This is a genomic window from Methylobacterium sp. E-012, from assembly GCF_057836545.1.
Window position 1 is genome coordinate 2,047,853 of the sequence record NZ_JBYQEY010000001.1, and the last position, 24,694, is coordinate 2,072,546.

Below are 24,694 nucleotides of genomic sequence, written 5' to 3' on the forward strand. Positions count from 1 at the left end.
GTGGTCACATCGAGCGGACGGAAAGCCGAACAGCAGCCTCGCGCCCAAATCGGCCTTCCGCGCCGCCCTCTGCGCTCTCGAAGCGGACCCCGGGTCGGGGAGGGGTCACCGCCTGTGAACACATCAGGTTCGACAGGGTCTACGCTCGCCGTTTGACCCCATGACGAGCCAGGAACTTGGCCACGGCTTCGTGGACCCCGACCGCATCGCCGGGGGTGTCCCTCGCCCTCCCGTGGCGCTGCCCGGCATCACGCTCGCCACCGCGATGATGTGGGCGTCGTACACAGTGCCGTGGGCGATCCCGGCCGACGATCTCGACCGCAGCGCCGCGCCGGGTGGCGTCGCCTTCATAGGTGTCGTGGGCGTGCCCGGCGGCGCCTTCAACCCTATCATCCTCGGCGTGAAGATCGCGACGGGCAGCATGGTGACCGGCATGTCGGTGATGGGCAGGCTGCTGGCGGTGGGGGCATTGGTGATGCCGGCCAACCAACTGCCCCGCCCTGCTTGACCGCGGAGCCGCGTGACCGACGGCCGACACGTCCCTCAGGGGGACGCCCTTCGTTTCAGGGCCCCATCACCGAGCGGGAAGAGGCGACGGAGAAGACGATGCGTTTCTTCGACGGACACAACGACAGGCTCGGTACGTCCCACGTCACCGCCTTTCCTCGACCCATACGCGTTCCGCGGCGAGCCGCTGCGCCTTTAAGGTGCCCTTAAGCTGAGGGGCGCGGAGACCCTGTGCCGGCCCTTTGGGCTCCGGCTCAGCGGAACCTTCGATCCGATGCCTCAACACACGTTATCGTCTCCGAGCCGCCGCGGCCTCCTGTCGGCCGCCGCCTTCGGCGGGATCGGCCTGCTCGCCGGCAGAGCTCGCGCCGACACCTTCGATTTCCATGTCCCGGGCGGCCCGAGCACCCGGCCCATGACCACGACCTATCCCGAAAAGGGGCGCATGATCGTCCAGCGCACCCGACCGCCTTGGCTGGAGACGCCGTTCGACGTCTTCGACACCGGTGTGTTCACCCCGAACGATCGGCACTTCGTCAGCTGGCACTGGGCCACCTTCCCGACCCGCGTCGACACCGACAGCTTCGCCCTGAAGGTCCACGGCCTCGTCGAGCGGCCGCAGGCGCTGTCGCTGCGTGAGTTGATCCACGATCTGCCGCGCTTCGAGATCGCGGCGGTCAGCCAGTGCGCCGGCAATTCGCGTCTCTACGCGCAGCCCCGGGTCGCCGGCGCCCAATGGGCGAACGGCTCGATGAGCAACGCTCTCTATGCCGGTGTGCGCCTCAAGGATGTCCTTGATCGCGCCGGCGTGAAGGGCGGCGCCACCCATGTGCAGTTCGGCGGCCTCGATGAGCCGCTGCTGCCTGACGCACCGAAATTCGTGAAGGCCCTGGACATCGATCACGCCCGCGACGGCGAGGTCATGCTGGCCTTCGCGATGAACGGCCAACAACTGCCGATGCTGAACGGTTTCCCGCTCAAGCTCATCGTCCCCGGCTGGTCGGCCGTCTACTGGATCAAGATGCTCGACGACATCGCGGTGACAGACCACCCCGATCCCAGCGTCTGGACCACGCGGAGCTACCGGGTGCCGGACACGGCCAATTACACAGTCGAGCCCGGACAGAAGGGCTTCGGCATGGTCCCGATCACCCGAAACCTGCCCCGCTCGTTCGTGACCAATCTCAAGCCGGGCGACAGCGTCCCGGTCGGGGCCCCGCAACCGGTGCGCGGCATCGCCTTCGGGGGCGACCGCGGGGTCGCCGCGGTGGACCTGTCGCTCGATGGCGGCCGGACCTGGCAGCCCACGACCCTTGGCAAGGATGAGGGCACCTACGGCTTCCGGCAATGGCAGGCCACGATCAGCCTCCCGGCGCGTGGGGCGCACACCGTGATGGCCCGCTGCACCAACACCGACCGGGTGATGCAGCCGATGCGGCGCGTCTGGAACCCGGGGGGCTACATGTCCAACCAGGTCGAGACCCTTGACCTCGTGGCGGCCTGAGGGATGAGCGCGACCATGTCCCGATCCCTCATGTCCCGATCCCTCCGCACCGCCCTGCTGGCCGGCCTTCTTGCCGGTTCCGCGCCGGCCCGCGCCGCCGCGCCGCTGGAGCTTCGCCCGACGCCCGAGATCGACTTGCCCTTCGGCGACGATGTCGGTTTCCCCGCCGGGCCGGGCTCCGACGTCATCGCGTCGAACTGCACGGCTTGCCACTCCGCCGACCACACCCTGAACCAGCCGGCCCTCTCCCGGGAGGAGTGGCACGCGGTCGTCGACAAGATGATCACCGCCTACAAGGCGCCGATCACGCCGGAGGATGCGCGGGTGATCGTCGACTACCTCGCCCGGGTCAAAGGCGAGCCGTAGCGGGGGGCGCACGCCTGGCGAGCCCGGGGCCGAAGATCGCGCTCGCCTTGAGGCCGGGGCCGCCGCCCCGTCCGTCGAGGTGCAGGCGGGCGCCGGATTGCTCCAGCGCCATGGTGACGATCGAGAGGCCGAGGCCGCTGCCGAGCTTCGCCCGCCGGCTGCCGCGCACGAAGCGCCGGATCACCAGGGCCCTCTCCGCCTCGGCGATGCCGGGCCCCTCGTCGGTGATCGACAGGGTGGCGCCTCCATCCGCACCGAGCGCGGCGTCCCAGGTGATCGCCCCCTCCGGCGGGGTCATCAACAGGGCGTTCTCCATCAGGTTGCGCATGGCGAGGTCGAACAGGTCCTCGTCCATGTGGATCTCGAGCCCGGTGAGGGCGGGCGCGAGGGCGACGCGCTCCGGCGTCGGCACGCCGCCCATCCCGGCGAGCAGATCGCGCAGGCGCTCCTCTACGGGGATCCACGCCATGGCGGCCGGGCGCCCGCCGCTGTCGAGGCGCGAGACCGTCAGGAGTTGCTCGACGAGGCGTGCCGATTGATCGACCGCGCGCAGGGTCTGGGCGAGGGCGGCGTCCCGCATGGCGGCCCCGGGTGCCTGCATGGCCACCTGCACCTGCGTCTTGAGGCCGGCCAGCGGCGTCCGCAACTCGTGCGCCGCATAGGCCAGGAAGGTGCGTTCGTGTTCGCGCGCCGCCGCGACCTTACCGAACAGCCGGTTCAGCGCATCGACCAGCGGTCGGATCTCCGACGGCATCCGACCGGTCTCGACCCGCTCCAGGTTGTCGGCATCCCGGGCGGCGAGGTCGCGGGCCGCGCGGTTCAGCGGCCGCAGGCCCCGGCCGACGCTGAGCCAGATCAGCGGCGCCAGGATCGGCAGGACGCAACCGGCGGTGAACAGCAGGCTCTCGACGAGGCCGTGCTCCAGTTGCCGCCGCTGCCCGAGATTGTCGCCCACGAGGATGCGGAAGCCCTTGGCCGGGTCGGACAGGGCGTAGACACGCCAAGCTTGACCCTCGACCACGCGGTTCGAGAACCCTTCGTGCTGGTCCGACAAGACCGGATCCGGCGACCCGTCCGAGGCGCCGATCAGGCGCCCGTCCAGAGACCAGATCTGGCAGCTGAGGTGACGGTCGTAGCTCACCACCCGCGCGAGCGCGTCGCCCTCTCCGCCCGCCTGCCGCGCGGCCCCCGCCCGGGCCGGCGTGAACAAGCTGTCGACCATGCGGGCCGCCTCCATGAGGCGGCGGTCGAGGATGCTCTCGAACTGGGCGCGGCTGTCGACGTAGGTCCAGGCGATGGCGGCGAGCCAGACCAGCCCGGTTGCCGTGACCAGGGTGGCGAACAGGCGCATGCGGAGGGAGTTCACGCGCGGTCCTCCCGGATCCGGTAGCCGAGGCCGCGCACGGTCTCGACCGCGTCCCGACCGATCTTGGCGCGCAGATTGTGGACATGGACTTCGAGCGCGTTGCTGCCGATCTCCTCGTTCCAGCCGTAGAGGCGCGCTTCCAGCTGGCTTCGGGACAACACACGGCCGGGCCGCTCGATCAGCGCCTCCAGCAGCGCGAACTCGCGGCGTGAGAGGTTGAGCGCGACGCCCGCCCGCGCGACCAACCGGCTGCTCAGGTCGATCGTGAGGTCGCGCCACACGAAGGTAGCAGAGGCGCGTCCGGCCGCCCGCCGGATCATCACACGAAGCCGGGCTGCGAGTTCGCCCAGGTCGAACGGCTTGCCCATGTAATCGTCCGCGCCGCGGTCGAGCCCGGCGATCCGGTCGGCCACGGCGTCGATCGCGGTGAGGACCATGACCGGTGTGGCGTCGTCCCGCGCGCGAATGTGGCTCAGCACGTCCAGCCCGGAGCCGTCTGGCAGCATCAGATCCAAGATCGCCGCACTGTACTGCGTCGCATCAAAGATCGATACCGCATCCCCGCATGTGGCGACGCAATCCGCGATCATTCCGTGCAAAGACAATCCTGAGACCAGGCCATCCGAAAGCACGGGGTCATCTTCGAGAACGAGGATGCGCACAGAACCTTCGCTTCAGGGTTGTGGCATGCGCTGCGATCGCACCGAAGTACCACGCTGGGGGTGGCTTGGGGTAACTTTATGGGTTCGGGTGCGGTCGCGTCCCCGGCGGCGCGCTGAACGGCACGCTTTGGCGGCTCCCTCGCGATAAAAGAGCGGCTTCGGATCGGCTACATCCCGGATCGCCCTCTAGCCGGACGAGCTACGAGACGGATATCCGCATCCACGGTGTCTACCTGACCGGCTTCCAAGGCCGGGATGGGTCGCAATCTTTCCGTGCGCTTAGGCTGAGCTCAACGCAGGCGCATCGGTTCGGCTGGCTGAGCGTGATGAGCTATGGCTTTTGCCCCGGCGGCATAATCATCGCGGTGTCCGGGTCGGACACATCACCCTCTTGTTGCTGGTCGAGCGTCAGCTTGGACGCCAGGTCTGGCACCTGTCCCTTCGCCAGCTGCTGTGCCGCCACGACCTGCTTGTCGCGCGCCTGCTCCGCCGTGAGCTCGCCGCGAACCACCGCGCGGGCTAAGTTCAAGCTCAGGACGTTCTCGGCTTCACTGGCGCCGTAGGCCGTGAGCGTACCTCGCGTTCGATCCGGGATCACACTGCCGTTGAACGTCGCAATGGCGCTGAAGAGGTTGAGCGAAACCTTGTAGGGCAGGCTCTGCTCCAGCACGTCGCTGTGCTTGGCCGGGAAGTCGTGCTCGGCCCCGACCTTGTGCACCACGGTTCGGATCCATTGCCCGTTCCGGTGCCAGATCATCATGGTCGCGGTTTGCTCCTGAGGAGCGCCGTACTTTTCGGTCACGGCCTCTGCGGCTTTCCGCGAAGGCGCGGGCCAGTCCTGCGCAACGCCCTCGGCGGCCCCTGCGTGACCGGCAGACAACGCGAGCACAAATGCGAGGGTGCAAAGGCGGATCTGCGAGGACATGCGCATCCCTGACGGTGCTGGTGGCAGCTCGGCCCGGTGCAGCGATTGTGGGCCGCTGTCACGCCGTCGCGTTGCTCCGGATCTACGCCGGGTATAGGCCGAGCACTCAAGAATGGTTCCACGGAGACACCCGATGGCGCAGCAGATGTCGCTGGACGTGAACGGGCGCGCGGCGCAGGTGAGCGTGGACGACGCCGATACGCCGCTCCTCTATGTGCTACGCGATGATCTCGGCCTGCATGGTCCACGCTTCGGCTGCGGCCTAGGCCAATGTGGCGCCTGCACGGTGCACATCGACGGTCAGGCGGTGCGCTCCTGCATCACCCCGGTCTCGAGTCTGAAGGTCGGCGCCAAGGTCGTGACGCTGGAAGGCCTCGGAAGCCCCGAGCAGCCGCACCCGATCCAGGCCGCCTTCATCGCCGAACAGGCCGCGCAGTGCGGCTACTGCATCAACGGCATGATCATGCAGTCGGCGGCCCTCCTCAACGAGACCCCGAAACCCGACGAGGCCGCGATCCGGCAGGCGCTGGCGCAGAACCTGTGCCGGTGCGGCACCCATCTGCGGATCGTGCGCGCCGTCCAGCGCGCCGCCGGCACGCTCTGAGGAAGGTCACCGTCATGAACGCACCCCTCCTCTCCCGCCGCGGCCTGCTCCTCCAGGGCGGCGCGCTGGTGGTCGGCTTCTCGCTGCCCAGCCGCCGGGCCGAGGCGCAGACCTTCGCGCCGGTCGCCACCACCGGCTTCTCGAAGCCCGTCGCCCCGGACCAGGTCGACAGCTTCCTGGCCCTCGGTGCCGATGGCCGCGTCACGATTTTCTCCGGCAAGGTCGATCTCGGCACCGGCGTCGAGACCGCGATGGCACAGATCGCAGCCGAGGAACTCGATCTCCCGCTCGACCGCGTGACCATTGTCCAGGGCGACACGGCGCTGACGCCGGATCAGGGGCCGACCTATGGAAGCCTCTCGATCCAGAAGGGCGGCGTCGAGATCCGGCAGGCGGCGGCGACCGCCCGCGCGCGCCTCGTGCAGATCGCGAGCGAGCGGCTCGGCGTGCCGGCCGACGCGCTGGTGAGCGAGAACGGCACCGTGCGGCCGAAAGCCGGTGGCCAGGGCCTCTCCTACGCCGACCTCGTGAATGACGGGCGCCTCGACCTCAAGGTCGATCCGGCGGTCAAGACGAAGGACCCGGCGCAGTTCGCCCTGGTCGGCAAGCCGGTGGCGCGGATCGACATCCCCGAGAAGATGACCGGCCGCTTCACCTACATGCAGGATTACCGCGTGCCCGGCATGGTGCACGCCCGCGTGGTCCGCCCCCCGGCTATCGGCGCGGACCTGCAGAGCGTGGACGAGGCTTCGGTCGCCAACATCCCGGGCCTGATCAAGGTGGTGCGCCAGGGCAACTTCCTGGCCGTCGTCGCCGAGAAGGAATGGGCGGCCATCAAGGCGGCCGGACAGCTGAAGGCGACGTGGTCCAAGTGGGAGGGGCTGCCCGAGCAGGACAAGCTCTGGCAGCATGTCCGCGCCACGAAGGTGACCAAGGACGACGTGACGAGCAGCACGGGCGATGCCGAGGCGGCGCTCGGCCAGGCGGCCCGGAGGCTCGAAGCGAGCTACGACTTCGCCATCCATACCCATGGCTCGATCGGTCCCTCCTGCGCCATCGCGGAGCTCAAGGACGGGCTGCTGACCTGCTGGACCGCCTCGCAGATGACGCACGCCCTGCGCAAGCAGCTCGCGGCGATGATCGGCCTCGCGCCGGAGGCGGTGCGCTGCATCTATGTGGAGGGCTCAGGCTGCTACGGCCGCAATGGCCACGAGGATGCGGCGGGCGACGCAGCCCTCCTCGCCCGCGCGGTCGGCCGCCCCGTGCGGGTCCAGTGGTCGCGCGCGGACGAGCACGGCTGGGATCCGAAGGGACCGCCGACCCTGATCGACCTGAAGGCCGGGCTCGACCAGCAGGGCAACGTCACCGCCTGGTCCTCGCAGTTCCACATACCGGAAGGGGCGGCGGGCAACGTGCCGCTGGTGGCGGCCTCGCTGGCCGACCTGCCGCATGAGACCACGATGGCGCCGGGCAACATCATCGGCAACTCGGCGCTGCCCTACGCCTTCCCGAACGTGCGCACGGTCTGCCACCGTCTGGCTTCGACGCCGCTGCGGCCGTCCTGGATCCGCACCCCCGGGCGTATGCAGAACACCTACGCCAACGAGGCCTTCCTCGATGAATGCGCGGCGGCGGCCGGCGCCGATCCGCTGGACTATCGCCTGCGTGCGCTCAAGGACCCACGCGGCATCGAGGTTCTGAAGCGGGTCGCTGAACTCGCCAAGTGGCAGGCCCGGCCCTCACCGGTGAAGGACGTCGCGGGCGACGTGCTGCGCGGCCGTGGCATCTCCTACGTGAAGTACGAGCTCAACCGCACCTATGTGGCCGGTGTGGCCGAGGTCGAGGTCAATCGCCACACAGGGCAGGTGCGGGTGCCACGCTTCTTCGTGGTCCAGGATTGCGGGCAGATCATCAACCCGGACGGTGTGCGCAACCAGCTCGACGGTAACGTCATCCAGACGGTCAGCCGGGTGCTGATGGAGGAGGTCACCTTCGATCGCGGCGCCGTGACGAGCCTCGACTGGTCGAGCTACCCGATCCTGACCTTCCCGGACGTGCCCGAGGTGGTGATCGACCTGATCGACCGGCCGACCGAGAAGCCTTGGGGGGCTGGTGAGCCGTCCGCCGCCATCGTGCCGGCTGCGGTTTCGAACGCGGTCTTCGATGCGACCGGCGTGCGTGTGCGGTCCGTTCCATTCACGCCGGCCAAGGTGCGGGCAGCCTTGCAGGGTGCCTGACCGGCCGACGGGCGCGGCCGTTGAACCGGATCGCCGCGCCCGTCAGACTGCACAGCGCACACCTGTTACGTGGTCAGCGTCGTTGGGCTTGGCGGCCGTCCGGTCGAGGAAGCCCGTCCGAGGCGGCCAGGACGTCCTGGTGAAGCAGGTCGACCGGCGGCGAGCGGGCGGCGGCAGTCGCCCCCACCCAGCCCGACAGGATCGATGTGGCCATATCCACCCCGTCACGAACGCAGATCTCGGCCCGGCGGTAGAGCGGCAGACGATCGTCGCACTTCGCCACCGCGCTATGGGCCAGCAGCCCGGCTCCGGCGCGCCCAGGGGCGATGGCGTGATGCGGGGCGGCCACTGCACGGTGCCTTCGCAAACCCGGCTTGCGAACGCCTCGCGCATGTGCCGGACCCTCTTGAAGCGGCTGGGCACGCAATCGAGGGTCTTCCTCACATCCTCACCGATCCGACGCAGTACCCCACCGCAGGACGGGCAGGCGCAGGCCGGGATAAATCACGTTCTCGCGCGGCAGGTGATCGGGCAGGGGACCGCGGGCTGGCCTAGCGCGGGAGGCTGCGTCGACCTCCGACGGCTCAGTGGCGAGTTCGGGGTGCTCGACGCGTGCCATCGGCTTTTCGGACGAGACGCCAAACTGCGCACGCTTGTGACGAGCGGGTTCGCTGCGCAGCTCCTCGATCGGCGTGTTGGCATGGACAGCTTCCCGCGCCATGCCGACGATCATGCGCTTGAGCGTATCGACGTCACCGGAGAGTGAGCCAGGATCTAGAGCTCACGCCGTCCCGACCAGCGCGCAAGCCCGTTTCGGCGCCCGAGCGTCAGCCTGCGAGGCAGGGCCGGTCCGCACGCACCGGGGCACGCCAGTCGATGCCTTCCAGCAGCATCGCAAGCTGCGCTGGCGTCAGCGCGGCGGCCCCCCGCCGTCGCCGGCCAGACGAGGCGACCCCTCTCCAAGCGCTTGGCGAACGGGCAAAGGCCCTGGCTGTCCCGCGATAGCACCTGGATCGGGTGCCCCTGCCGCCCGCGGAACACGGAAGCCGGTCCCGGGAAGGGATTACGCGCGCGGTGATCCCGCACGGGGCTGGCCAAGCCGTCGAAGCCCATGCGCGTGCTTTGACGCTGTCGTCGTCGGACCCTCCGCCCCGGCGAGGATCCCGCGCTTCTGCCCGGGCGACCAAGTCCGTCGCGTTCCCGCGACGACGATGTGAGAACCGGTCGCCATAGGTCCAGACACAGGGTCGATACAGCGCCATTGCCTGTATCCAGATCCAAGCCTTATCCCCGCAAGGCAGCCGTCACCGAGCGCTTACGCTCGCTCAGCCGCCGAGCAGCGCGCGGTGTTGGTCTGCGGTGAGGGCCATGAGCGGCGGGCACAGGCGCAGCCAGCCGTCCTCGCCCGTCGCCTGCGCGATGAGTGCTTTGATCGCGGCCATCTGGCGGGGGCCGACGGTGCGCTCGCGCTCGGTCACCACGCGGGCCTGCGCTGCGGCGACCTCGTCCGCCTGCGAGGGGTCGGCATAGTGCCGATAGACGAAGGCGAGGTCCGCCGCGCAGAGGTTCGACGTGGCGGTGATGCAGCCCGCGGCGCCCTTCGGCAGCAGCGGCAACAACAGCGGGTCGGCGCCGGTCAGCACGGCGAAGCCGGGGAACCGCTCGATCATCGCCACGTGGTTGGCGATGTCGCCGGAGGAATCCTTGATGCCGGTGACGGTTTCCGGGTAGCGCGCCCGCAGCCGCTCGATCAGGTCGTGGGAGATCGGCACGCCCGAGACTTGGGGGATGTGGTAGAGGACGACGCGAAGCCGCGCATCCCCGATCCGTTCGATCACCTCCGAGTAGGCCGCGAACAACCCGTCATCGGTGACGCCCTTGTAGTAGAAGGGCGGTAGCATCACGACCGTGTTCACGCCGAGCGAGAGGGCGTGGTTCGTCAATTCGATCGTCTCCGAGATCGCCGCGACGCCTGTGCCGGGCATCAGCTTGTCCGGGGCGACGCCGGCCTCGACGGTCGCCTCCAGCAGAGCCTGGCGCTGAGCCAGCGAGAACGAGTTCGCCTCCCCGGTCGTACCGAGCAGGGCGACGCCGTCGCAGCCCTGCGCGATGAGCCGCTTGGCATGAGCCACGAAGCGTGTGTGATCTGGGGCGTAATCGGCCGTCAGCGGAGTGGCGGCGGCGCAGAACACGCCGCGGGGATGAAGGGCGGGATCAGTCATCGCAGGAGCCTTCAGTAAGCGGCGCGGTAGAGTGAGAGGATGTCGGCGCGGCTCATGTCCCGCGGGTTGTTATCAAGGAGCCTGCGGATGGCGTGGGCCTCGCCTGCCATCGCATCCAGATCGTCCTCCGGCACGCCGATGCGCGACAGGCGCAGTTCCACGCCGAGATCGGCGCAGAAGCGGATAGCGTATTCGCGGACGGCGGCCTCGTCGGCGCTGGCCGGGGCACCGAGCGCCTGCAGCACGAGCGCGGTCTTCTCCGGCACGGCGGGCGCGTTGAACGCCAGCGTGTGCGGGAAGATCGCCGCGCAGGCGAGTCCGTGGGCGACGTGGTGCCGGGTACCGAGCGGATAGGCCACGGCGTGGCCGGCGGTGGTGTTCACGGGCCCGAGGCAGAATCCACCGTACAGGGAGGCCAGCGCCAGCCCGGCTCGGGCCTCGTGGTCGGAGCCGTCGGCTACCGCCTGCGGGAGGTATCGGCCGACAAGGCGCGCGCCTTCGAGGGCGTAGAGATCGATGGTCGGGTGCGCCTTGCGGCTGGTGAAGGCCTCGACGCAATGGGCCAAGGCATCGACGCCCGTCGCGGCGGTCACGGCGGCCGGGACGGTCATCGTGAGATCGGGGTCGATCACCGCGAGGTCGGCGAGCATGTGGCGGCTCTGCACCGCGAGCTTGGCCTGCGCCTCCGGGTCGGTGACCAGGGAGCGCGTGCCCGCCTCGCTACCGGTGCCGGCGGTGGTCGGGACCTGGACGAGGCCGATCCGGCGGCCGAGCACCTTCTCGGGGCCGACCACGTCGCGCAGGGTCTGGCCGCTGCCCGGCAGGACCGCGACGAGCTTGGCGAGATCCATGGCGCTACCGCCGCCGAAGCCGATCACGCAATCGGGCCGGACTTCTTCCGCCAGGGCGAGGACCGCGTCGAGGTTCGGGATATCTGGCTCGGGCTTCACCGATCCGAACACGGTGACCTCGCCGGACAGGCCGAGGAGGTCCACCCGGCCGGCGTTGAAGGCATCGGCGACCACGAGCGGGCGGCGGCAGCCGCGCTCGGCGAGGAAGCGCGCGATGCGGGACAGGGTGCCCGCGCCGAAGACGATCTCCTGTGGCCGGACGAGGTCGATCGGTGAGGCGATGTTCATCCTGGTCCTCACGCCGCGTGGCGGTTGGCGGCGAGCCGCTCGGCATACTCGATCGCCTCGATCAGGCTGCGCTCGTTGGCGATCCCCTGGCCGGCGATGTCGAAGGCGGTGCCGTGATCGACCGAGGTGCGGATGATCGGCAGCCCGAGGGTGATGTTCACCCCCGACAGGTCCATCCACTTGCCGGTGGCGGGATCGATCTCGAACCCCAGGAGCTTCACCGGGATGTGCCCCTGGTCGTGGTACATCGCGACCACCGCGTCGTATTGGCCGGCGCGCAGCTTCACGAACACCGTATCGCCTGGCACCGGGCCGTGGATGTTCAGCCCGTCGGCATTGGCCTGCGCGATCACCGGGGTGCTGACATCGATGTCCTGGCGCCCGAACAGGCCGCCCTCGCCGGCATGGGGGTTCAGCGCGGCGACCGCGATCTTGGGCGCGGCGAAGCCCAGGCCCTTCAGGGCCTTGTCGGTGAGGTCGATGACGAGGCGCAGGCGCTCCGGCGTCAGGCGCTTGGGCACGTCCTGCAGGGCGACGTGGGTGGTGACATGCGAGACGCGCATGTTGCCGTGGGCCAGCATCATCACCGAGCCGCGCACCCCGGTGAGTTCAGCCAGCATCTCGGTATGGCCGGCATAGTGGTAGCCGGCCTTGTTCAGCGCTTCCTTGTTGAGCGGTGCCGTGACGATGCCGCCGATCTTGTCGGCCAGCGCCATCCGGACACCCGCCTCGATCGCCTTGTAGGCGACGCGACCGCCATCGGCGGAGAGCTGGCCCGGCTCGATGGGGGCGCCTTCCTCGTCGGCCTGGAGGCAACAAAGGGCGGGCCAGGAACCCGTTTCGGAGACTTCGGCGATTTGCTCCGTCAGGAGGCCCAACGACTGTTCCGCCCGGCGCAGGGCCGGGACGCTGCCGACGATCATGAGCTTCAAGTCTCCGGAATCGATCCGGTCCTTGAGACGCGCCGCGGCCTTGACGATGATCTCGGGGCCGATGCCCGCGGGATCGCCCATGGTGATGGCGAGGTGGGGGGTCATGTGCCGCTCCTGTCGTGCGGAAAGCCGTTCTGGGAAAGGATGTCGCACCAGATTCCGGACGCACCGAAGGCGCCTGATTTCGACACGACCGGCAGGCCGTCCCATCGCCCGCCGCGGAGCGTCGAGCGTGGGAGGCCGGGTGCGATCTGCCCCGTCACGTCGAGGCATTCGACGGACAGGGCGAGGCAGAGCGCCTTGAGCGTCTCGCCCCCGGCGACGAGGAGGCTCCCCGGCCGGGGGAGTTCATCGATCGATCTCGCGAAGGCCTCCGCGATCTGCCCTGCCGCTGCCTGGCGGGCCGTGCCGGGGGAAAGGTCGAGGCTCACCATCACCGCCCCGTCGCGGGACAGACGGTCCATGATGAGGTCTCGACGGGGCGCGCCGTGGGTGAGCACGAGCCGGAGGGGCCCGCAGGCCGCGAGTTGGGCCTCGGTCTCCGCGCGGTCGGACCCGAACAGCCCGAGGACCGGGCCTTCCAGCCGGCCATCGCCGGGCGGCTTCGTCCTCCCGGCGAGGGCAGCGGCGAGCCCGCCGCTGCCGCACCACAGGACGGAGCCGTCCGCCGGCAGAGCCGCGATGGCTGCGAGGTCTTCATCGGTGCGCGCATCGTAGACGGCGACGCCCTCCACCGGCCCGTCCGCGACCGCGGCCCGGCGGGCGGGGAGACCGGCCTCGCGCAGAATCCGCACGATATCGGTCGAGACGGGGACCCAGTCCTCACCGCGCCGCATCTGCTGCCGGCCTTCCACCGTCGTCCGGCCTTGGTAGGGGAAGGCGGGCGCCACGATGCAGCGTCGCCAGCCGCCTGCCTGCACCGTGGCCGCCAACTCCGTCGCCCAGGGACCGCGCATCAGGCTGTCGAGTTTCTTGAAGGCGATATCCGCCCCGTCGAGGTGGGGCAGAAGCCCGCGCGTGATCCGCACCGCCTCTTGTTCTCCGCGCTCGCGCGTCCCGGAATCGATGGCGAGCGAGCCCGATGCCCGATCCGGTAGGATCTCCGGCCACGCGACCGGGATGGTGCCACAGAGGCCGGTCAGGCCGGCCGCCGTGTCGAGGGTCCCGGTCAGGTCGTCGGCGATCAGCCGCAGGGTCGGCATCGGAGCCTGCCTCAAGCCTTCGAGGGGCTGGCGGCGGCGAAGATGGAGTCCTCGGCCTCATCCTCCCGGCTCTTCAGCGGCGCGATCTCGCCGACGATGAACAGGTAGGAGCAGGCGCCGACGATGCTGAGCGTACCGGCCACCGCCAGCGGCACCACGAACGAGCCCTGGGTGATCGAGACCATCACACCTGTGAAAGTCGTGATGGCGATGCCCGCGAGGTTCGAGGCGAAGTTCTGGATGCCGGAGATCGAGGCGACATGGGCCGGGGTCGGGGCGACGTCACCCGGCAGCGTCCAGATGTTGGCGCCGGCGAAGGCGAGGCCGGAATACGAGATCGCCAGCAGGGTCAGGGCCGCCGCGTCACCCGGCACGAGGGGAGCCAGGGCCACCACGGAGGAGGCGAGCAGGCCGCCGACGAGGCAGGTCTTGCGGGCGGCGGTGAGGCTCCAGCCAGCCTTGAACAGACGGTCGGACAGGTAGCCGCCGAGCCAGCCGGCCGGGATCGCCACGAGGCCGGGCACCAGCCCGAGCGTGCCGAGCTTCGTCAGGGAGAAGCCGCGGGACTGCGTGAGGTAGGACGGGAACCAGGTGGTGTAGAAGTAGATGACGAAGTTCAAGCAGAAGAACCCGATCATCATTCCCCAGATCGTCCGGTAGCGGAACAGCTCGGCGTAACGGATCTTCTTGGCGCCGGCCTTCACCGCGTAATCGGCTTCCAGCACGGCGAGCTGCTCGGCCGAGACGGCGGAATGGTTTCTCGGATCGCGGTAGAGCACGTACCACAGCACCATCCATACGAGGCCGATGGCGCTGGTGACGAGGAAGGCTTCGCGCCAGCCGAAATTGGCGATGATGAAGGCCACCAGCGGCAGGGTCATCGCCGATCCGACGCGCGAGCCCGAGGCCCAGATGCCGGTGGCGAGCCCGCGCTCGGAGCGCCGGAACCACAGGGAGGTCACCTTGGCGTTGACCGGGTAGCAGAACGCCTCGCCGATCCCGAGCACCATGCGGCACGCGATGAGCGAGGCGACGCCGCCCGCAAACGCCGTCGCCAAGGTCGCGACCGACATGATCAGCGTCGCCACCGTATAGGTCAGGCGCGAGCCGAACTTGTCGATCAGCCAGCCGCCCGGCAGTTGCATCAGCACGTAGGACCAGAAGAATGCCGACAGGATCAGGCCCATCAGGGCCGGATCGATGCCGTATTCCTTCTGGATCATCGGCACGGCGACGCCGAGGTTGGCGCGGTCGATGTAGTTGATCGCCACCGCGAGGAAGCACATCAGAACGATGAACCAGCGTTGCTTCGGCAGCGGTCGTGTTTTCTGTCCCGTCACGGCGCGATCCTCCCTTTTGTGCTTCTTCAGTCCATCAGGACCTTGCCGGGATTCATCAGGCCGGCTGGGTCGAGCACCCGCTTGATCGCGCGCATCACATCGAGTTCCAGCGGATCGGTGACCCGGGCGAGCCGGCCGCGGTTGGACAGGCCGATCCCGTGCTCGGCACTGATGGCGCCGCGCTGCAGCCGCGTCTCGTCATCGACGATGCCGTTGATGAGGGCGACGACACGGTCGGCCTCGCCGCTCTCCGTGAGCCTCGCCCGGTCGATCAGCGCGCAGACGTGGATGTTGCCGTCGCCGATATGGCCGTGCATCGCCACGACGGCGTGCGGCGCCGCCGCGCGGATCCTCGTCTCGACGTTCACGGCGAAGGCGGCCTGACGATCGAGCGGCACGGCGCTGTCGTGGGAGACGACGAGGCCGGAGCGTTTGTTGCCCTCCGAGACGCTGTGGCGGACCTTCCAGATGGACTTGGCCTGTGCCTCGCTCGATGCGATCAACGCGTCCGAGATCAGCTCGCGCTCCAAGGCCTCACCGAGCGCGGCTTCGAGAGGCGTCGCGAGGTCGGCGCCGGCCAGCGTGTCGGTGAGCTCGATGATAAGGTACCACGGCGTGTCGAGGCTGAACGGGATCGCCGTATCCGGCACGTGATCGCGAATTGCCTCGATCTGGCTGCGATTCATGATCTCCAGCGAGCCCAGCCGGTCGCCAACATGGGAGCGCAGCAGGCCCATCACCTCCAGCGCCTGCTCGACGCCGGGCAGCATCGCGAGCGCCGTGAGCGACACCCGCGGCTTGGCGAAGAGCTTCAGCACCGCGCCGGTGATGATGCCAAGCGTCCCCTCGGCGCCGATGAAGAGCTGCTTCAGGTCGTAGCCGGTGTTGTCCTTCCGCAGGGCGCGCAGGCCGTCGAAGATCCGACCGTCGGGGAGCACCGCCTCAATGCCGAGGACGAGGTCGCGCGTCGGGCCGTAGCGCAACACGGCGGTCCCGCCCGCATTGGTGGCAATGTTGCCCCCGATCTGGCAGGAGCCCTCCGCCCCGAGGCTCAGGGGGAAGTACCGATCCGCCGCCTCGGCCGCGGCCTGGATGTCGGCCAGCACGCAGCCGGCCTCGACGGTGATGGTGTTGGCCAGCGGGCTGACGGCGCGGATCGCTCGCATCCGATCCAGCCGGATCACGAGGTTGCGGCCGGGCGCGGTGGGGGTGGCGCCACCGCACAGGCCGGTATTGCCGCCCTGCGGGACGATGGCCACGCCTTCGCGATGCGCCAGGGCGACGACCTGCGACACCTCGGAGACGTTGGCGGGCTTCACGACCGCGTCGGCTTGGCCGTGGTAGCGCTCGCGCCAGTCGGTCACGTAGGGGGCGAGATCGTCGCTCGGACCGATCACGTTCCGAGGGCCGACGATGGCGGCCAAGAGTTCGATGAAGCCTTGAGCATCACTCACGGCAACCTCCCATAGAGCGGGGTCCCGCCCCGGCATAAAATTTGTTATAAAGTTGTCAGTCAATTACGCGGGGCTATAGGACAGGTCAAGGGGCTTTGGCCGCCTAATTCCAGACAGGTTCCGGCGACAAACGTCGTCCGAATGGCGAATTTGCTACGGCGCGGAAACGACACGGGGCGTGTCGAGAGCCCCGCCGCACCTGACATCTTTTTTACAAGTTGCGTGACGGGGACGCCCAGATGTGTCAGATTGGCGCCTCCTCGAACCGACACCCTGCCTGTGTGGTCGTGCGGGAACGGACAGCCAGTGACGGCACCTTTGGCCCTATCATCGGAGGCATCGACGCCTCGCCCGACGAGTCTGGTGGATATCGTCTACCGGTCGATCCTCACCAGCGTGGCGGACGGCACCTACGCACCGAACGACCGCTTGCCGAGCGAGCACGATCTCGCGGGCCAGTTCGGGGTCTCGCGCCCCGTGGTCCGCTCCGCCCTCGACCGGTTGCGGCGCGAGGGAGCCATCGTGTCCCGGCGCGGCGCGGGCAGCTTCGTCCGGGCGAGCGAGGCGAAGCAGACGCTGGGCTTCGCCCCGGTTGAGAGCATCGCCGACATCCAGCGCTGCTACGAGTTCCGGCTCACCATCGAGCCGGATGCCGCCTTCCACGCGGCCCTCCGGCGGGACGAATCAGCCCTCCATAGCATCGCGGCAGCCCTGGATCTTCTCGCGACGGCGACGCGCCAGGAACAGCACCGCGAGGATGCCGACTTCATGTTCCACCACGCGATCGCGGAAGCTTCGAACAACCACTACTATGCGGCCTCTCTTCAGGCGCTGCGCTCGCACATCGCGGTCGGCATGAAGATCCACGGCCTGTCCCTTCTCGGTCCGAACTCCGGCCTGAAGGGCGTGCTCGACGAGCACGAGGGCATCTTCCGCGCGATCCAAGACGGCGAGGCCGAGGCGGCCCGAAGCTGTATGGCCGTCCATATCCGCACGTCGCGGGACCGCCTGTTCGAAGGGCGGTTGCTCGATCTTTCGCTGTAAGTCCCAGAACGGGCGCCGAGTCGGTCGGCATGTTGGGAAGCACGTCGGAGCCGGATTCGACGAAGCGCGTCTCCTTTTATACGCACCGGACGGATAGCTTTCCGCCACGTCCAGACATTGAGCGGCCGCGCTCACAGAGTCGCGGGCAACGCGGAACCGGACAATACCTGCGGACGGAGCAACGCACGTGACTTTCGCCACACGGAACTTCGGGACGCGCCGCGCCGCCTCCGCGGAGTGGGACGCCGACATCTTGGCCGTTGTGCGTGTTCAGCAGGCGCGTGCGGGGCAAAGCCTCCCTGCGTTGGACCGCGCCTATGTGATCGGCAAAGGTATCAGCGCAGCTCAGGCGACCCGCGACAGGCTCCCGGATTGCGACGCGTGCGTATCCCGCGCGGACTCGTAAGCCCGGTTGCGGAGGGCCGTCTCGCTGGGCAACTGGTCGATCACGTCACCCGAGGCGGTGTCCATGACCTGGAATACGATCGCGCTGGTGTCCGGGTCCTGGATGAAGCGCGCCTTGCTGCTGGTGGCGGCGATATCGAGCTTCACCGCCGGCTCCAGCGTCGTGGCGCCCGCCGACGGATCCGGCGTGTCTTGCGTGCTGGCGGAGGCGGCTGTGGCCCCGAGCGCGTCGAGGCCCTGGGGGCCCTGCGTCGGCGTCGTCAGCGGGCGGATCTCCATGGTCGATCTCCTGCGATCCTGTGAAAAGGGATTCAGGGACGAGCGCGCCTAAGCGTCCCTTAACGCTTGGCCTTGATCCACCGAATGCCGCGCGCCGTCCGGGTATGGGATGAACATCCGGTTACCGCAGCGGCACAAATCCATGCTGTTTTCGGCGTCGCAGTGGGATGCGCGAGCCCGGTTGCATAGGGACGTCCCGCTGGTGACCGCGACACCGCGCGAAGCCATCCGCCGGCATCGACCCATCGCGGTCCGCCGCGCCCGCATGGCCGCACCGTTGAGGCGACCCAACCGACAACGCGCGGATCTGAGGCTCTCGGCCCTGCACTATGGCTCTGGTCCCGGATCCCCGCTCCCGGTCAAGGTGCAGATGGCGGGCGATCCGGAAACACGCTGCGGCACGCCCGTTCCTGACCGGATCGGGCGTGCCGCCGGCTCATTCGGCGGCGTCCACGTAGAGCTTCCCGCCCTCGGCGAGGAATTCCTGCGACTTCGCCCGCATGCCGGCCTCGGCCTCGGCCTTGGACATCGCGGGCGCGGCGCCCACGACTTCCCCGGCCTCCTCCATCGCCAGCACCTCGGCGCGCAGATCCTGCGTGATCTTCATCGAGCAGAATTTCGGCCCGCACATCGAGCAGAAATGCGCGACCTTGTGGGCGTCCTTGGGCAGAGTCTCGTCGTGGTAGCGGCGGGCCGTGTCCGGATCGAGCCCCAGGTTGAACTGGTCCTCCCAGCGGAAGTCGAACCGGGCGCGGCTGAGCGCGTCGTCGCGCAGCTGCGCGGCGGGGTGGCCCTTGGCGAGGTCGGCGGCGTGGGCGGCGATCTTGTAGGTGATCACCCCGGTCTTCACGTCGTCCCGGTCGGGCAGGCCGAGATGCTCCTTGGGCGTGACGTAACAGAGCATCGCGGTGCCGAACCAGCCGATCATGGCGGCTCCGATACCCGACGTGATGTGGTCGTAGCCCGGCGCGATGTCGGTGGTCAGCGGGCCGAGGGTGTAGAACGGCGCCTCGCCGCACTCCTTCAGCTGCTTCTCCATATTCACCTTGATCTTGTGCATCGGCACATGGCCGGGGCCTTCGATCATCACCTGGCAGCCCTTGTCCCAGGCGACCTTGGTGAGTTCGCCCAGCGTCTCCAGCTCGCCGAACTGCGCGGCGTCGTTGGCGTCGGCGATCGAGCCGGGGCGCAGGCCGTCGCCCAGGGAGAACGACACGTCGTAGGCCCGCATGATGTCGCAGATCTCGTCGAACCGCTCGTAGAGGAACGATTCCCGGTGCCCGGCCAGGCACCAGCGGGCCATGATCGAGCCGCCGCGGGAGACGATGCCGGTGACCCGCCGGGCGGTGAGCGGCACGTGGGCGAGACGCACGCCGGCATGGATGGTGAAGTAGTCGATCCCCTGCTCGGCCTGCTCGATCAGGGTGTCCTTGAACACCTCCCAATCGAGCTTGAGAGGGTCGCCGCCGACCTTCTCCAGCGCCTGGTAGATCGGCACCGTCCCGATCGGTACCGGGCTGTTGCGGATGATCCACGAGCGGATGTTGTGGATGTTGCGGCCGGTGGACAGGTCCATGACCGTGTCGGCGCCCCAGCGGATCGACCAGACCAGCTTCTCGACCTCCTCGGCGGCCGACGACGTCACCGCCGAGTTGCCGATGTTGGCGTTGATCTTCACCAGAAAATTCCGGCCGATCGCCATCGGCTCCAGCTCGGTATGGTTGATGTTGGCCGGAATGATCGCCCGGCCGCGGGCGATCTCGTCCCGCACGAATTCCGGGGTGATGAACGGCGGCACCGCGGCACCGAAGCTCTGGCCGTCGGCGAGGGTCGCTTCCGCGCCCTCCAGCATCTGCTCCCGGCAGGCGTTCTCGCGGTGGGCGACGTAGATCATCTCCTCGGTGATGATCCCGGCGCGGGCGAATTCGTACTGCGTCACCGCCTGGCCCGGCGCCGCCTTGCGGATCGTGCGGGTGGCGGGGCAGGGGGCCACGAGCTTGTCGCCGGCAAAGCCGTTATCCTCGGGCTTGACCGCCCGGGGCGCGACGGACGTGTAGCCGCGCGCCGCGATCCAGGGCTCGCGCACGCCGGGCAGGCCGGCGCTGAGGTCGATGCGCGCGTCGGTCTCGGTATAGGGACCCGAGGGATCGTAGACCCGCACCGGCGCCTCCTTCGGGTCCGACAGGGCGATCTCTCGGTAGGGCACGCGGATGTCGGGCCGGCCGATCGGACTGGCGTAGACCTTGCGCGATCCGGTGACCGGACCGGTGGTCACGGCCTCGGGGCTGCCTTTCACGTCCTTGGGAAGAACGGGTGCGTTCATCGTGGGCCTCTCCTCGTGCTGGAGCGGTCCGGTTCACGCGATGGCTGAGATGAGAGAGGCGGGCGCACGGGCGCGACCGCAGGTTCCCGTCCCTCCGCCGGTATGAGCCGGATCAGGTTCAAGGGTCAGGGCAGCGTGCCCAATCTCAGCCCCCTGCGGGGCCCCCCTCGGAACGGTTCGAGACTCACAACTACGGACGACTTTGTCAATGCTGCCCGGGCGCTGGAACATTCATCCGCGAAACCTGGTCCGGAGCCCGGAAGGGTTTGCAGCGTGGATCCTGTTCCCGTCAGCCGGGGCGGTGCAGGCGCGCGTCTTGCCGGACGTCGGGAGACCGATTTAGGGAAGGCTCCCGCCGCGCACCGCCCACGCCAGCCGGTCCCCATGCGCGTTCTCGCCGGCCTCGCGCTCACCCTTCTGCTGCTCTACGGGCTGGCCCTTGCCGCGCTCGCGCTCGGTCAACGCCGGTTCCTCTATCCGGGTGCCTATTGGCCGTCGGCGCCCTGGCCGCTCCCCCCGGGGGTCGGGGCGATCACGGTCACCACCGCCGACGGCGAGACGCTCCATACCCTCTGGCGGCCGCCGCTTCCGGGTTGCGGGATCGTGGTGAGCTTTCACGGAAACGGCTCCCGCCCCGAGCCGCACGCGGCCCGCTTCTCCGCAGATCCCTGGCGCGCGGCCGGATGGGGCCTGCTCACCGCGACCTATCGCGGCTATCCGGGCTCGACCGGCCACCCGACCGAGGACGGCCTGATCCGAGACGGTCTGGCGGCGGTGGCGACCGCGGCGGCACGGGCGCCCGGCGCGCCGATCCTGCTGCATGGCCATTCCCTGGGCGCCGCCGTGGCGGTGGCGGTGGCCGAGCGCGTGCCGCCGATCGGGCTCTACCTGGAGGCGCCGTTCGACTCGATGGTTCATGCCGTGCGGCTCCATGTCCCGCTGGCACCGTCCTGGCTCCTGCGCGACACCTATCGCTCGGATCTGCGCATCCGGAACGGCACCGAGCCGATCCTGATCGTCCAGGGCCGCGACGATCCTGTGGTGCCGGCCAAGCTCGCCCTGGCGCTCGCCGCGGCGGCCGGGCCGCGGGCGCGGATCGCGGTGGTCCCGGGCGATCATGTCTCCATCTTCGGTGTCCGGGATCGGGAGGCCGAAGCGCTTTTCGGCGCGCGCGTCGGCCCGGCCTGCATGCCCGCGTCAGGAGCCGTGCGGTGAGAGCCGGAGTGAGGGAGGAGACGCGTGGTCGGACGGCGATCCCGGCGCTGGAGCGCCGATGATCCCGATCATCAGGACGGCGTCCCCCGGGCCGATCCGATCTGCCCGCTCTGCGAGAGGCCGATTCCGCCGCGCGCCCGTTCCAGCCTCCATCACCTGACCCCCAAGCTGAAGGGCGGCACGCATCGGGGCACCGTGCGGCTGCACCAGATCTGCCACTCGGCCATCCACGCCCGCTACAGCGAGGCCGAGATCGCCAAGCGGCTCGCCGACGTGGCGGCATTGCGGCTGGATCCGGAAATCGCGCGGTTCCTCGTCTGGGTCCGCGGCAAGCCCGACGACTTCCACGCCGCCACGCGCATGACCCGCGACCGGAAGGGGGCCAAGCGCCGGACCTGAGCGGCGGGTGTTTACCCCGTCTTCGCCACGTCCACAGAAGTCGTGCGCGGCGAGCATTGCCGTCAACCTCGCTTGGTCCAGGATCACCCCTGTCTCGAGGGATGCGGTGATGGCTGGGGCAGGGGACGCGCGGGATCGACTGGCCTGGGTCGACATCGCCAAGGGGATCTGCATCCTCCTGGTGGTGATGATGCACGCCGTGACGGGTACCGGCGAGGCCATGGGCGGCGAGGGCTTCCTTCACCCTGTGGTCGCCTTCGCGAAGCCGTTCCGGATCCCGGATTTCTTCCTGCTGTCGGGCCTGTTCGTGGGCCGGGTGATCGACCGCGACTGGCGCCTGTTCTCCGACCGGCGCGTGGTTCACTTCGCCTATTTCTACCTGCTGTGGCTCGTGATCCAGTCGGCGGCCCGGTACGGGAAGATCGTGGGCGACGACGGTCCGGTGGCCTTCGCGGCCCATCTGGCCCATGCCCTGGTCGAGCCCTATTCCACCTTGTGGTTCATCTACCTGCTGGCGGCGTTCTCGGTGGTGACCAAGGCCCTGCGCCGCGTCCCGGGCGGCGTGCTGCTGGCGGGGGCGGCGCTGCTGCAGATCGCCGACATCCGCAGCGACTCGACCCTGATCGAGGAATTCTGCGCGCGCTACGTCTACTTCGTCGCCGGGTACCTGTTCGCCAACCGGATCTTCGGCCTCGCAAACGCGGCGCGTCGGCGGGTCGGCCCGGCGCTGGCCGGCCTCGGCATCTGGGCCGTCCTGGAGGCCTGGCTCGCCCTGACGCCGTCGGCCGATCCCGCGCATCCGACCCTGGCCAGCCTGCCGGTGGTCGGCCTTGCCCTGGGTGCGGCCGGTGCGCTGGCCATCGTGGTAGCGGCCGCGCTGATCGGCCGGGCGGGCGGCCCCGTCGCCGAGGCGATCCGGACCTGCGGGCAGCGCTCGATCGTGATCTACCTCGCCTTCTCGCTGCCGATGGCCGCGACGCGGGAGATTCTGGTCCGGGCCGGGATGATCACCGATATCGGCGTCGTCAGCCTGATCGTCATTCTGGTCGCGGTGCTGCTGCCGCTGGGGCTGGAGCGGCTCGTGCGCAACACGCCGCTCGGCCTGCTCTTCGTCCGGCCCGCCTGCTTCCACCTCGCGGCGGGCGGCGCGCCGGTGAGGCCGGCCCTGCCGGCAACCTGACCGGGGATTTCAACCCTCGAAGGCGATGCCGATCCGGCGGCTGCGCCGCCACGCCACGGCGGCCGGCCGCGGATCGCTGCCTTCCGTGAGCCGCACCGGGAAACGATCCGGCACCGGCTGGTCGGTCTCGACCTCGATCTGCGCACCCGTCTCGGTCGCGTCCCAGACCAGGCAGGCGACCTCGCCGCAGGCGAGCAGAAGAGAGCCGAAGGTGAAGGCATTCCTGCGGAACGTGCCGCGGCGGTCCTCCGTCATGCGCCTCTCCCTCGGCCTCGCGACCCCGCGGAGCCGGGCTCCGCGGCACGGGATGATGTCGGATGCCGGTTAACAGGCCGGATACGGCAGACTAGGCGTTTCTGGATGCCGGTGATCAATAATCGTCCGGGTCGCCCCGGTAGCGGCGCGGCGCCGGCCCGTAATCCTCGTCGTAACGGCGACGCATCGGCGGGCGATCGTAGTCCCGGCCGTAGCGGTCTGGGTCGCGGCGTCGGTCATCGTAACCGTCGTCCCGGTCGCGGTCGCTGTTCCGGCCCGCGGCGATGCGCGGTGCATACCAGCAGCTCTTCGGCTGGCCCGGGGCCGGGTCGCCGAAGGTCTGCGTGTTGCAGGGGACCATGCCGCCCTGCGGAAACGGGCGGCCGTTGGTCCGGCCGGGGACCCCGTAATAGACGTTGGTGGGGTAGGGCATCCGGCAGACGCCGCCCTCCTGGGCGCAGCCCACCAGGTTCACCGTGTCGAGCTGATAGGCATGAGCCGCAGCGAGCCCCATCAGGCTCGCCCCCAGCGAGCCGGCCGCGACGGCCAGAGCGATCCGATTCCACACGTCCCCGATTCCCCCATGGTGCGTGATGACGGTGCCGCTTAAACCGGCCGACGGCTTCCGGCCAGCGACAGCGCTCGTTATGGCGTGGCCGGGCGTTCGATTTCACGCGCAGGCGCGGATCCACCGACGTCAGGACGTCACGCGGCGCCCCGGTGCTCGCCGCGCGCCGCCTTGGGAGGGCCTGATGAGGGATACGTCCGCGCAGGAACTGCTGCTCCTCAGCGCGCTGCAGGAATGCCGGATTCAGCTGGATGCGGCGCAGCGGGGCGAGGCGAGCCGCGCCGTCATGCGACGCGAGCTCGATGACGCCCTCCGGCGCGCGGGGGCGCTCGCGGCCGAAGTCGTTCTCGAACGGGAGCGGACCGAGGCGGTCCGCCTGGTGCTCTCCGCCGCGGTGATGAGCCTCCGGCGGTTCGGCCTGCGCCGTCGCCTGTTCCGCGCCCGCATCGTCCGGCTCGGCCGGCAGACGCCGGATTCGGGTCCTGAGGCAGCGCGGCACGCGGTTCTGCTCGCCGAGGCCCGGCGCGTGCTCGGTGCGGCGCCGTCGGTCGATCCGTCCGCCTGAG

The 24,694-nt window shown here is 69.3% G+C and carries 26 protein-coding genes and 1 riboswitch; of the genes, 10 read left to right on the forward strand and 16 right to left on the reverse strand.

What is annotated here, in order from left to right:
• Positions 1-160 precede the first annotated feature (160 nt).
• The 3 genes from AC3IF1_RS09770 (at position 161) to AC3IF1_RS09780 (ending at position 2,377) form a co-directional block, all read left to right on the forward strand.
• Positions 161-508 (forward strand): MFS transporter, encoded by a 348-nt coding sequence (locus AC3IF1_RS09770; protein WP_243970226.1) that lies wholly within the window; start codon positions 161-163, stop codon positions 506-508.
• A gap of 273 nt (positions 509-781) precedes the next feature.
• A complete protein-coding gene (locus tag AC3IF1_RS09775; RefSeq protein ID WP_243970224.1) occupies positions 782-2,011 on the forward strand; it encodes a molybdopterin-dependent oxidoreductase in 1,230 nt (409 codons plus the stop codon).
• A gap of 30 nt (positions 2,012-2,041) precedes the next feature.
• Entirely contained in the window at positions 2,042-2,377 is a 336-nt protein-coding gene (locus tag AC3IF1_RS09780; protein WP_489217383.1) for a cytochrome c, read from the forward strand.
• On the opposite strand, the gene AC3IF1_RS09785 is transcribed toward AC3IF1_RS09780, so the two are convergent.
• From AC3IF1_RS09785 to AC3IF1_RS09795, 3 genes are all read right to left on the reverse strand, one after another.
• The gene (locus tag AC3IF1_RS09785; RefSeq protein ID WP_489217384.1) at positions 2,361-3,743 is read right to left on the reverse strand and encodes an ATP-binding protein; all 1,383 of its coding nucleotides are present in this window, start codon (positions 3,741-3,743) and stop codon (positions 2,361-2,363) included. The two genes, AC3IF1_RS09780 and AC3IF1_RS09785, sit on opposite strands and share 17 nt — an antisense overlap.
• A complete protein-coding gene (locus AC3IF1_RS09790; protein WP_489217385.1) occupies positions 3,740-4,405 on the reverse strand; it encodes a winged helix-turn-helix domain-containing protein in 666 nt (221 codons plus the stop codon). The genes AC3IF1_RS09785 and AC3IF1_RS09790 overlap by 4 nt, the downstream gene beginning before the upstream one ends.
• A gap of 331 nt (positions 4,406-4,736) precedes the next feature.
• Positions 4,737-5,330 carry a hypothetical protein gene (locus tag AC3IF1_RS09795; RefSeq protein WP_489217386.1) on the reverse strand — a complete coding sequence of 198 codons (594 nt, stop codon included), beginning with the start codon at positions 5,328-5,330 and terminating at the stop codon, positions 4,737-4,739.
• Between the two features lie 133 nt (positions 5,331-5,463).
• On the opposite strand from AC3IF1_RS09795, the gene AC3IF1_RS09800 reads away from it, so the two are divergent.
• Both AC3IF1_RS09800 and AC3IF1_RS09805 read left to right on the forward strand, forming a co-directional pair.
• Positions 5,464-5,934: a (2Fe-2S)-binding protein gene (locus tag AC3IF1_RS09800; RefSeq protein WP_489217387.1), complete on the forward strand. Its 471-nt coding sequence runs from the start codon at positions 5,464-5,466 to the stop codon at positions 5,932-5,934.
• A gap of 14 nt (positions 5,935-5,948) precedes the next feature.
• A complete protein-coding gene (locus tag AC3IF1_RS09805; RefSeq protein ID WP_489217388.1) occupies positions 5,949-8,171 on the forward strand; it encodes a xanthine dehydrogenase family protein molybdopterin-binding subunit in 2,223 nt (740 codons plus the stop codon).
• Between the two features lie 73 nt (positions 8,172-8,244).
• Here AC3IF1_RS09805 and AC3IF1_RS09810 read toward each other — a convergent pair whose 3' ends face one another.
• From AC3IF1_RS09810 to AC3IF1_RS09850, 9 genes are all read right to left on the reverse strand, one after another.
• On the reverse strand, positions 8,245-8,520 hold the full coding sequence (locus tag AC3IF1_RS09810; protein ID WP_489217389.1) for an IS66 family transposase: 276 nt from the start codon (positions 8,518-8,520) through the stop codon (positions 8,245-8,247).
• A 99-nt stretch (positions 8,521-8,619) separates the two neighbouring features.
• Positions 8,620-8,904: a transposase domain-containing protein gene (locus AC3IF1_RS09815; RefSeq protein WP_489217390.1), complete on the reverse strand. Its 285-nt coding sequence runs from the start codon at positions 8,902-8,904 to the stop codon at positions 8,620-8,622.
• 41 nt (positions 8,905-8,945) lie between these two features.
• Positions 8,946-9,284 (reverse strand): IS66 family insertion sequence element accessory protein TnpB, encoded by a 339-nt coding sequence (gene tnpB, locus AC3IF1_RS09820; protein ID WP_489217391.1) that lies wholly within the window; start codon positions 9,282-9,284, stop codon positions 8,946-8,948.
• Between the two features lie 212 nt (positions 9,285-9,496).
• Entirely contained in the window at positions 9,497-10,393 is an 897-nt protein-coding gene (locus tag AC3IF1_RS09825) for a dihydrodipicolinate synthase family protein (RefSeq protein ID WP_489217392.1), read from the reverse strand.
• Positions 10,394-10,404: 11 nt separating this feature from the next.
• Positions 10,405-11,532 carry an iron-containing alcohol dehydrogenase gene (locus AC3IF1_RS09830; protein ID WP_489217393.1) on the reverse strand — a complete coding sequence of 376 codons (1,128 nt, stop codon included), beginning with the start codon at positions 11,530-11,532 and terminating at the stop codon, positions 10,405-10,407.
• Between the two features lie 8 nt (positions 11,533-11,540).
• On the reverse strand, positions 11,541-12,569 hold the full coding sequence (gene pdxA / locus AC3IF1_RS09835; RefSeq protein WP_489217394.1) for a 4-hydroxythreonine-4-phosphate dehydrogenase PdxA: 1,029 nt from the start codon (positions 12,567-12,569) through the stop codon (positions 11,541-11,543).
• Positions 12,566-13,666 carry a four-carbon acid sugar kinase family protein gene (locus AC3IF1_RS09840; protein ID WP_489217395.1) on the reverse strand — a complete coding sequence of 367 codons (1,101 nt, stop codon included), beginning with the start codon at positions 13,664-13,666 and terminating at the stop codon, positions 12,566-12,568. The genes pdxA and AC3IF1_RS09840 overlap by 4 nt, the downstream gene beginning before the upstream one ends.
• A gap of 11 nt (positions 13,667-13,677) precedes the next feature.
• Positions 13,678-15,006: an MFS transporter gene (locus AC3IF1_RS09845; RefSeq protein ID WP_489217396.1), complete on the reverse strand. Its 1,329-nt coding sequence runs from the start codon at positions 15,004-15,006 to the stop codon at positions 13,678-13,680.
• Between the two features lie 26 nt (positions 15,007-15,032).
• The gene (locus AC3IF1_RS09850) at positions 15,033-16,460 is read right to left on the reverse strand and encodes an FAD-binding oxidoreductase (protein ID WP_489217397.1); all 1,428 of its coding nucleotides are present in this window, start codon (positions 16,458-16,460) and stop codon (positions 15,033-15,035) included.
• 306 nt (positions 16,461-16,766) lie between these two features.
• Between AC3IF1_RS09850 and AC3IF1_RS09855 the strand changes: the two genes are divergently transcribed.
• The gene (locus AC3IF1_RS09855; RefSeq protein WP_489217398.1) at positions 16,767-17,504 is read left to right on the forward strand and encodes a FadR/GntR family transcriptional regulator; all 738 of its coding nucleotides are present in this window, start codon (positions 16,767-16,769) and stop codon (positions 17,502-17,504) included.
• A 345-nt stretch (positions 17,505-17,849) separates the two neighbouring features.
• Here AC3IF1_RS09855 and AC3IF1_RS09860 read toward each other — a convergent pair whose 3' ends face one another.
• Together AC3IF1_RS09860 and thiC are read right to left on the reverse strand one after the other, a co-directional pair.
• Positions 17,850-18,188 (reverse strand): flagellar protein FlaG, encoded by a 339-nt coding sequence (locus AC3IF1_RS09860; protein WP_489217399.1) that lies wholly within the window; start codon positions 18,186-18,188, stop codon positions 17,850-17,852.
• Between the two features lie 436 nt (positions 18,189-18,624).
• Complete coding sequence (thiC, locus tag AC3IF1_RS09865; protein ID WP_489217400.1) at positions 18,625-20,511, reverse strand: phosphomethylpyrimidine synthase ThiC; 1,887 nt, start codon at positions 20,509-20,511, stop codon at positions 18,625-18,627.
• Positions 20,512-20,583: 72 nt separating this feature from the next.
• Positions 20,584-20,689, reverse strand: a riboswitch (TPP riboswitch).
• Between the two features lie 206 nt (positions 20,690-20,895).
• On the opposite strand from thiC, the gene AC3IF1_RS09870 reads away from it, so the two are divergent.
• From AC3IF1_RS09870 to AC3IF1_RS09880, 3 genes are all read left to right on the forward strand, one after another.
• Positions 20,896-21,726 (forward strand): serine aminopeptidase domain-containing protein, encoded by an 831-nt coding sequence (locus AC3IF1_RS09870; protein ID WP_489217401.1) that lies wholly within the window; start codon positions 20,896-20,898, stop codon positions 21,724-21,726.
• A gap of 24 nt (positions 21,727-21,750) precedes the next feature.
• A complete protein-coding gene (locus AC3IF1_RS09875; protein WP_243973680.1) occupies positions 21,751-22,125 on the forward strand; it encodes an HNH endonuclease in 375 nt (124 codons plus the stop codon).
• Between the two features lie 109 nt (positions 22,126-22,234).
• On the forward strand, positions 22,235-23,305 hold the full coding sequence (locus AC3IF1_RS09880; protein WP_489217402.1) for an acyltransferase family protein: 1,071 nt from the start codon (positions 22,235-22,237) through the stop codon (positions 23,303-23,305).
• 9 nt (positions 23,306-23,314) lie between these two features.
• Here AC3IF1_RS09880 and AC3IF1_RS09885 read toward each other — a convergent pair whose 3' ends face one another.
• The gene (locus tag AC3IF1_RS09885; RefSeq protein ID WP_243973682.1) at positions 23,315-23,560 is read right to left on the reverse strand and encodes a pilus assembly protein PilZ; all 246 of its coding nucleotides are present in this window, start codon (positions 23,558-23,560) and stop codon (positions 23,315-23,317) included.
• Positions 23,561-23,675: 115 nt separating this feature from the next.
• A complete protein-coding gene (locus AC3IF1_RS09890; protein WP_489220362.1) occupies positions 23,676-24,074 on the reverse strand; it encodes a hypothetical protein in 399 nt (132 codons plus the stop codon).
• A 238-nt stretch (positions 24,075-24,312) separates the two neighbouring features.
• Here AC3IF1_RS09890 and AC3IF1_RS09895 point away from each other — a divergent pair, with 238 nt between their 5' ends.
• Positions 24,313-24,693 (forward strand): ATP-dependent helicase, encoded by a 381-nt coding sequence (locus AC3IF1_RS09895; protein WP_489217403.1) that lies wholly within the window; start codon positions 24,313-24,315, stop codon positions 24,691-24,693.
• Position 24,694 lies beyond the last annotated feature (1 nt).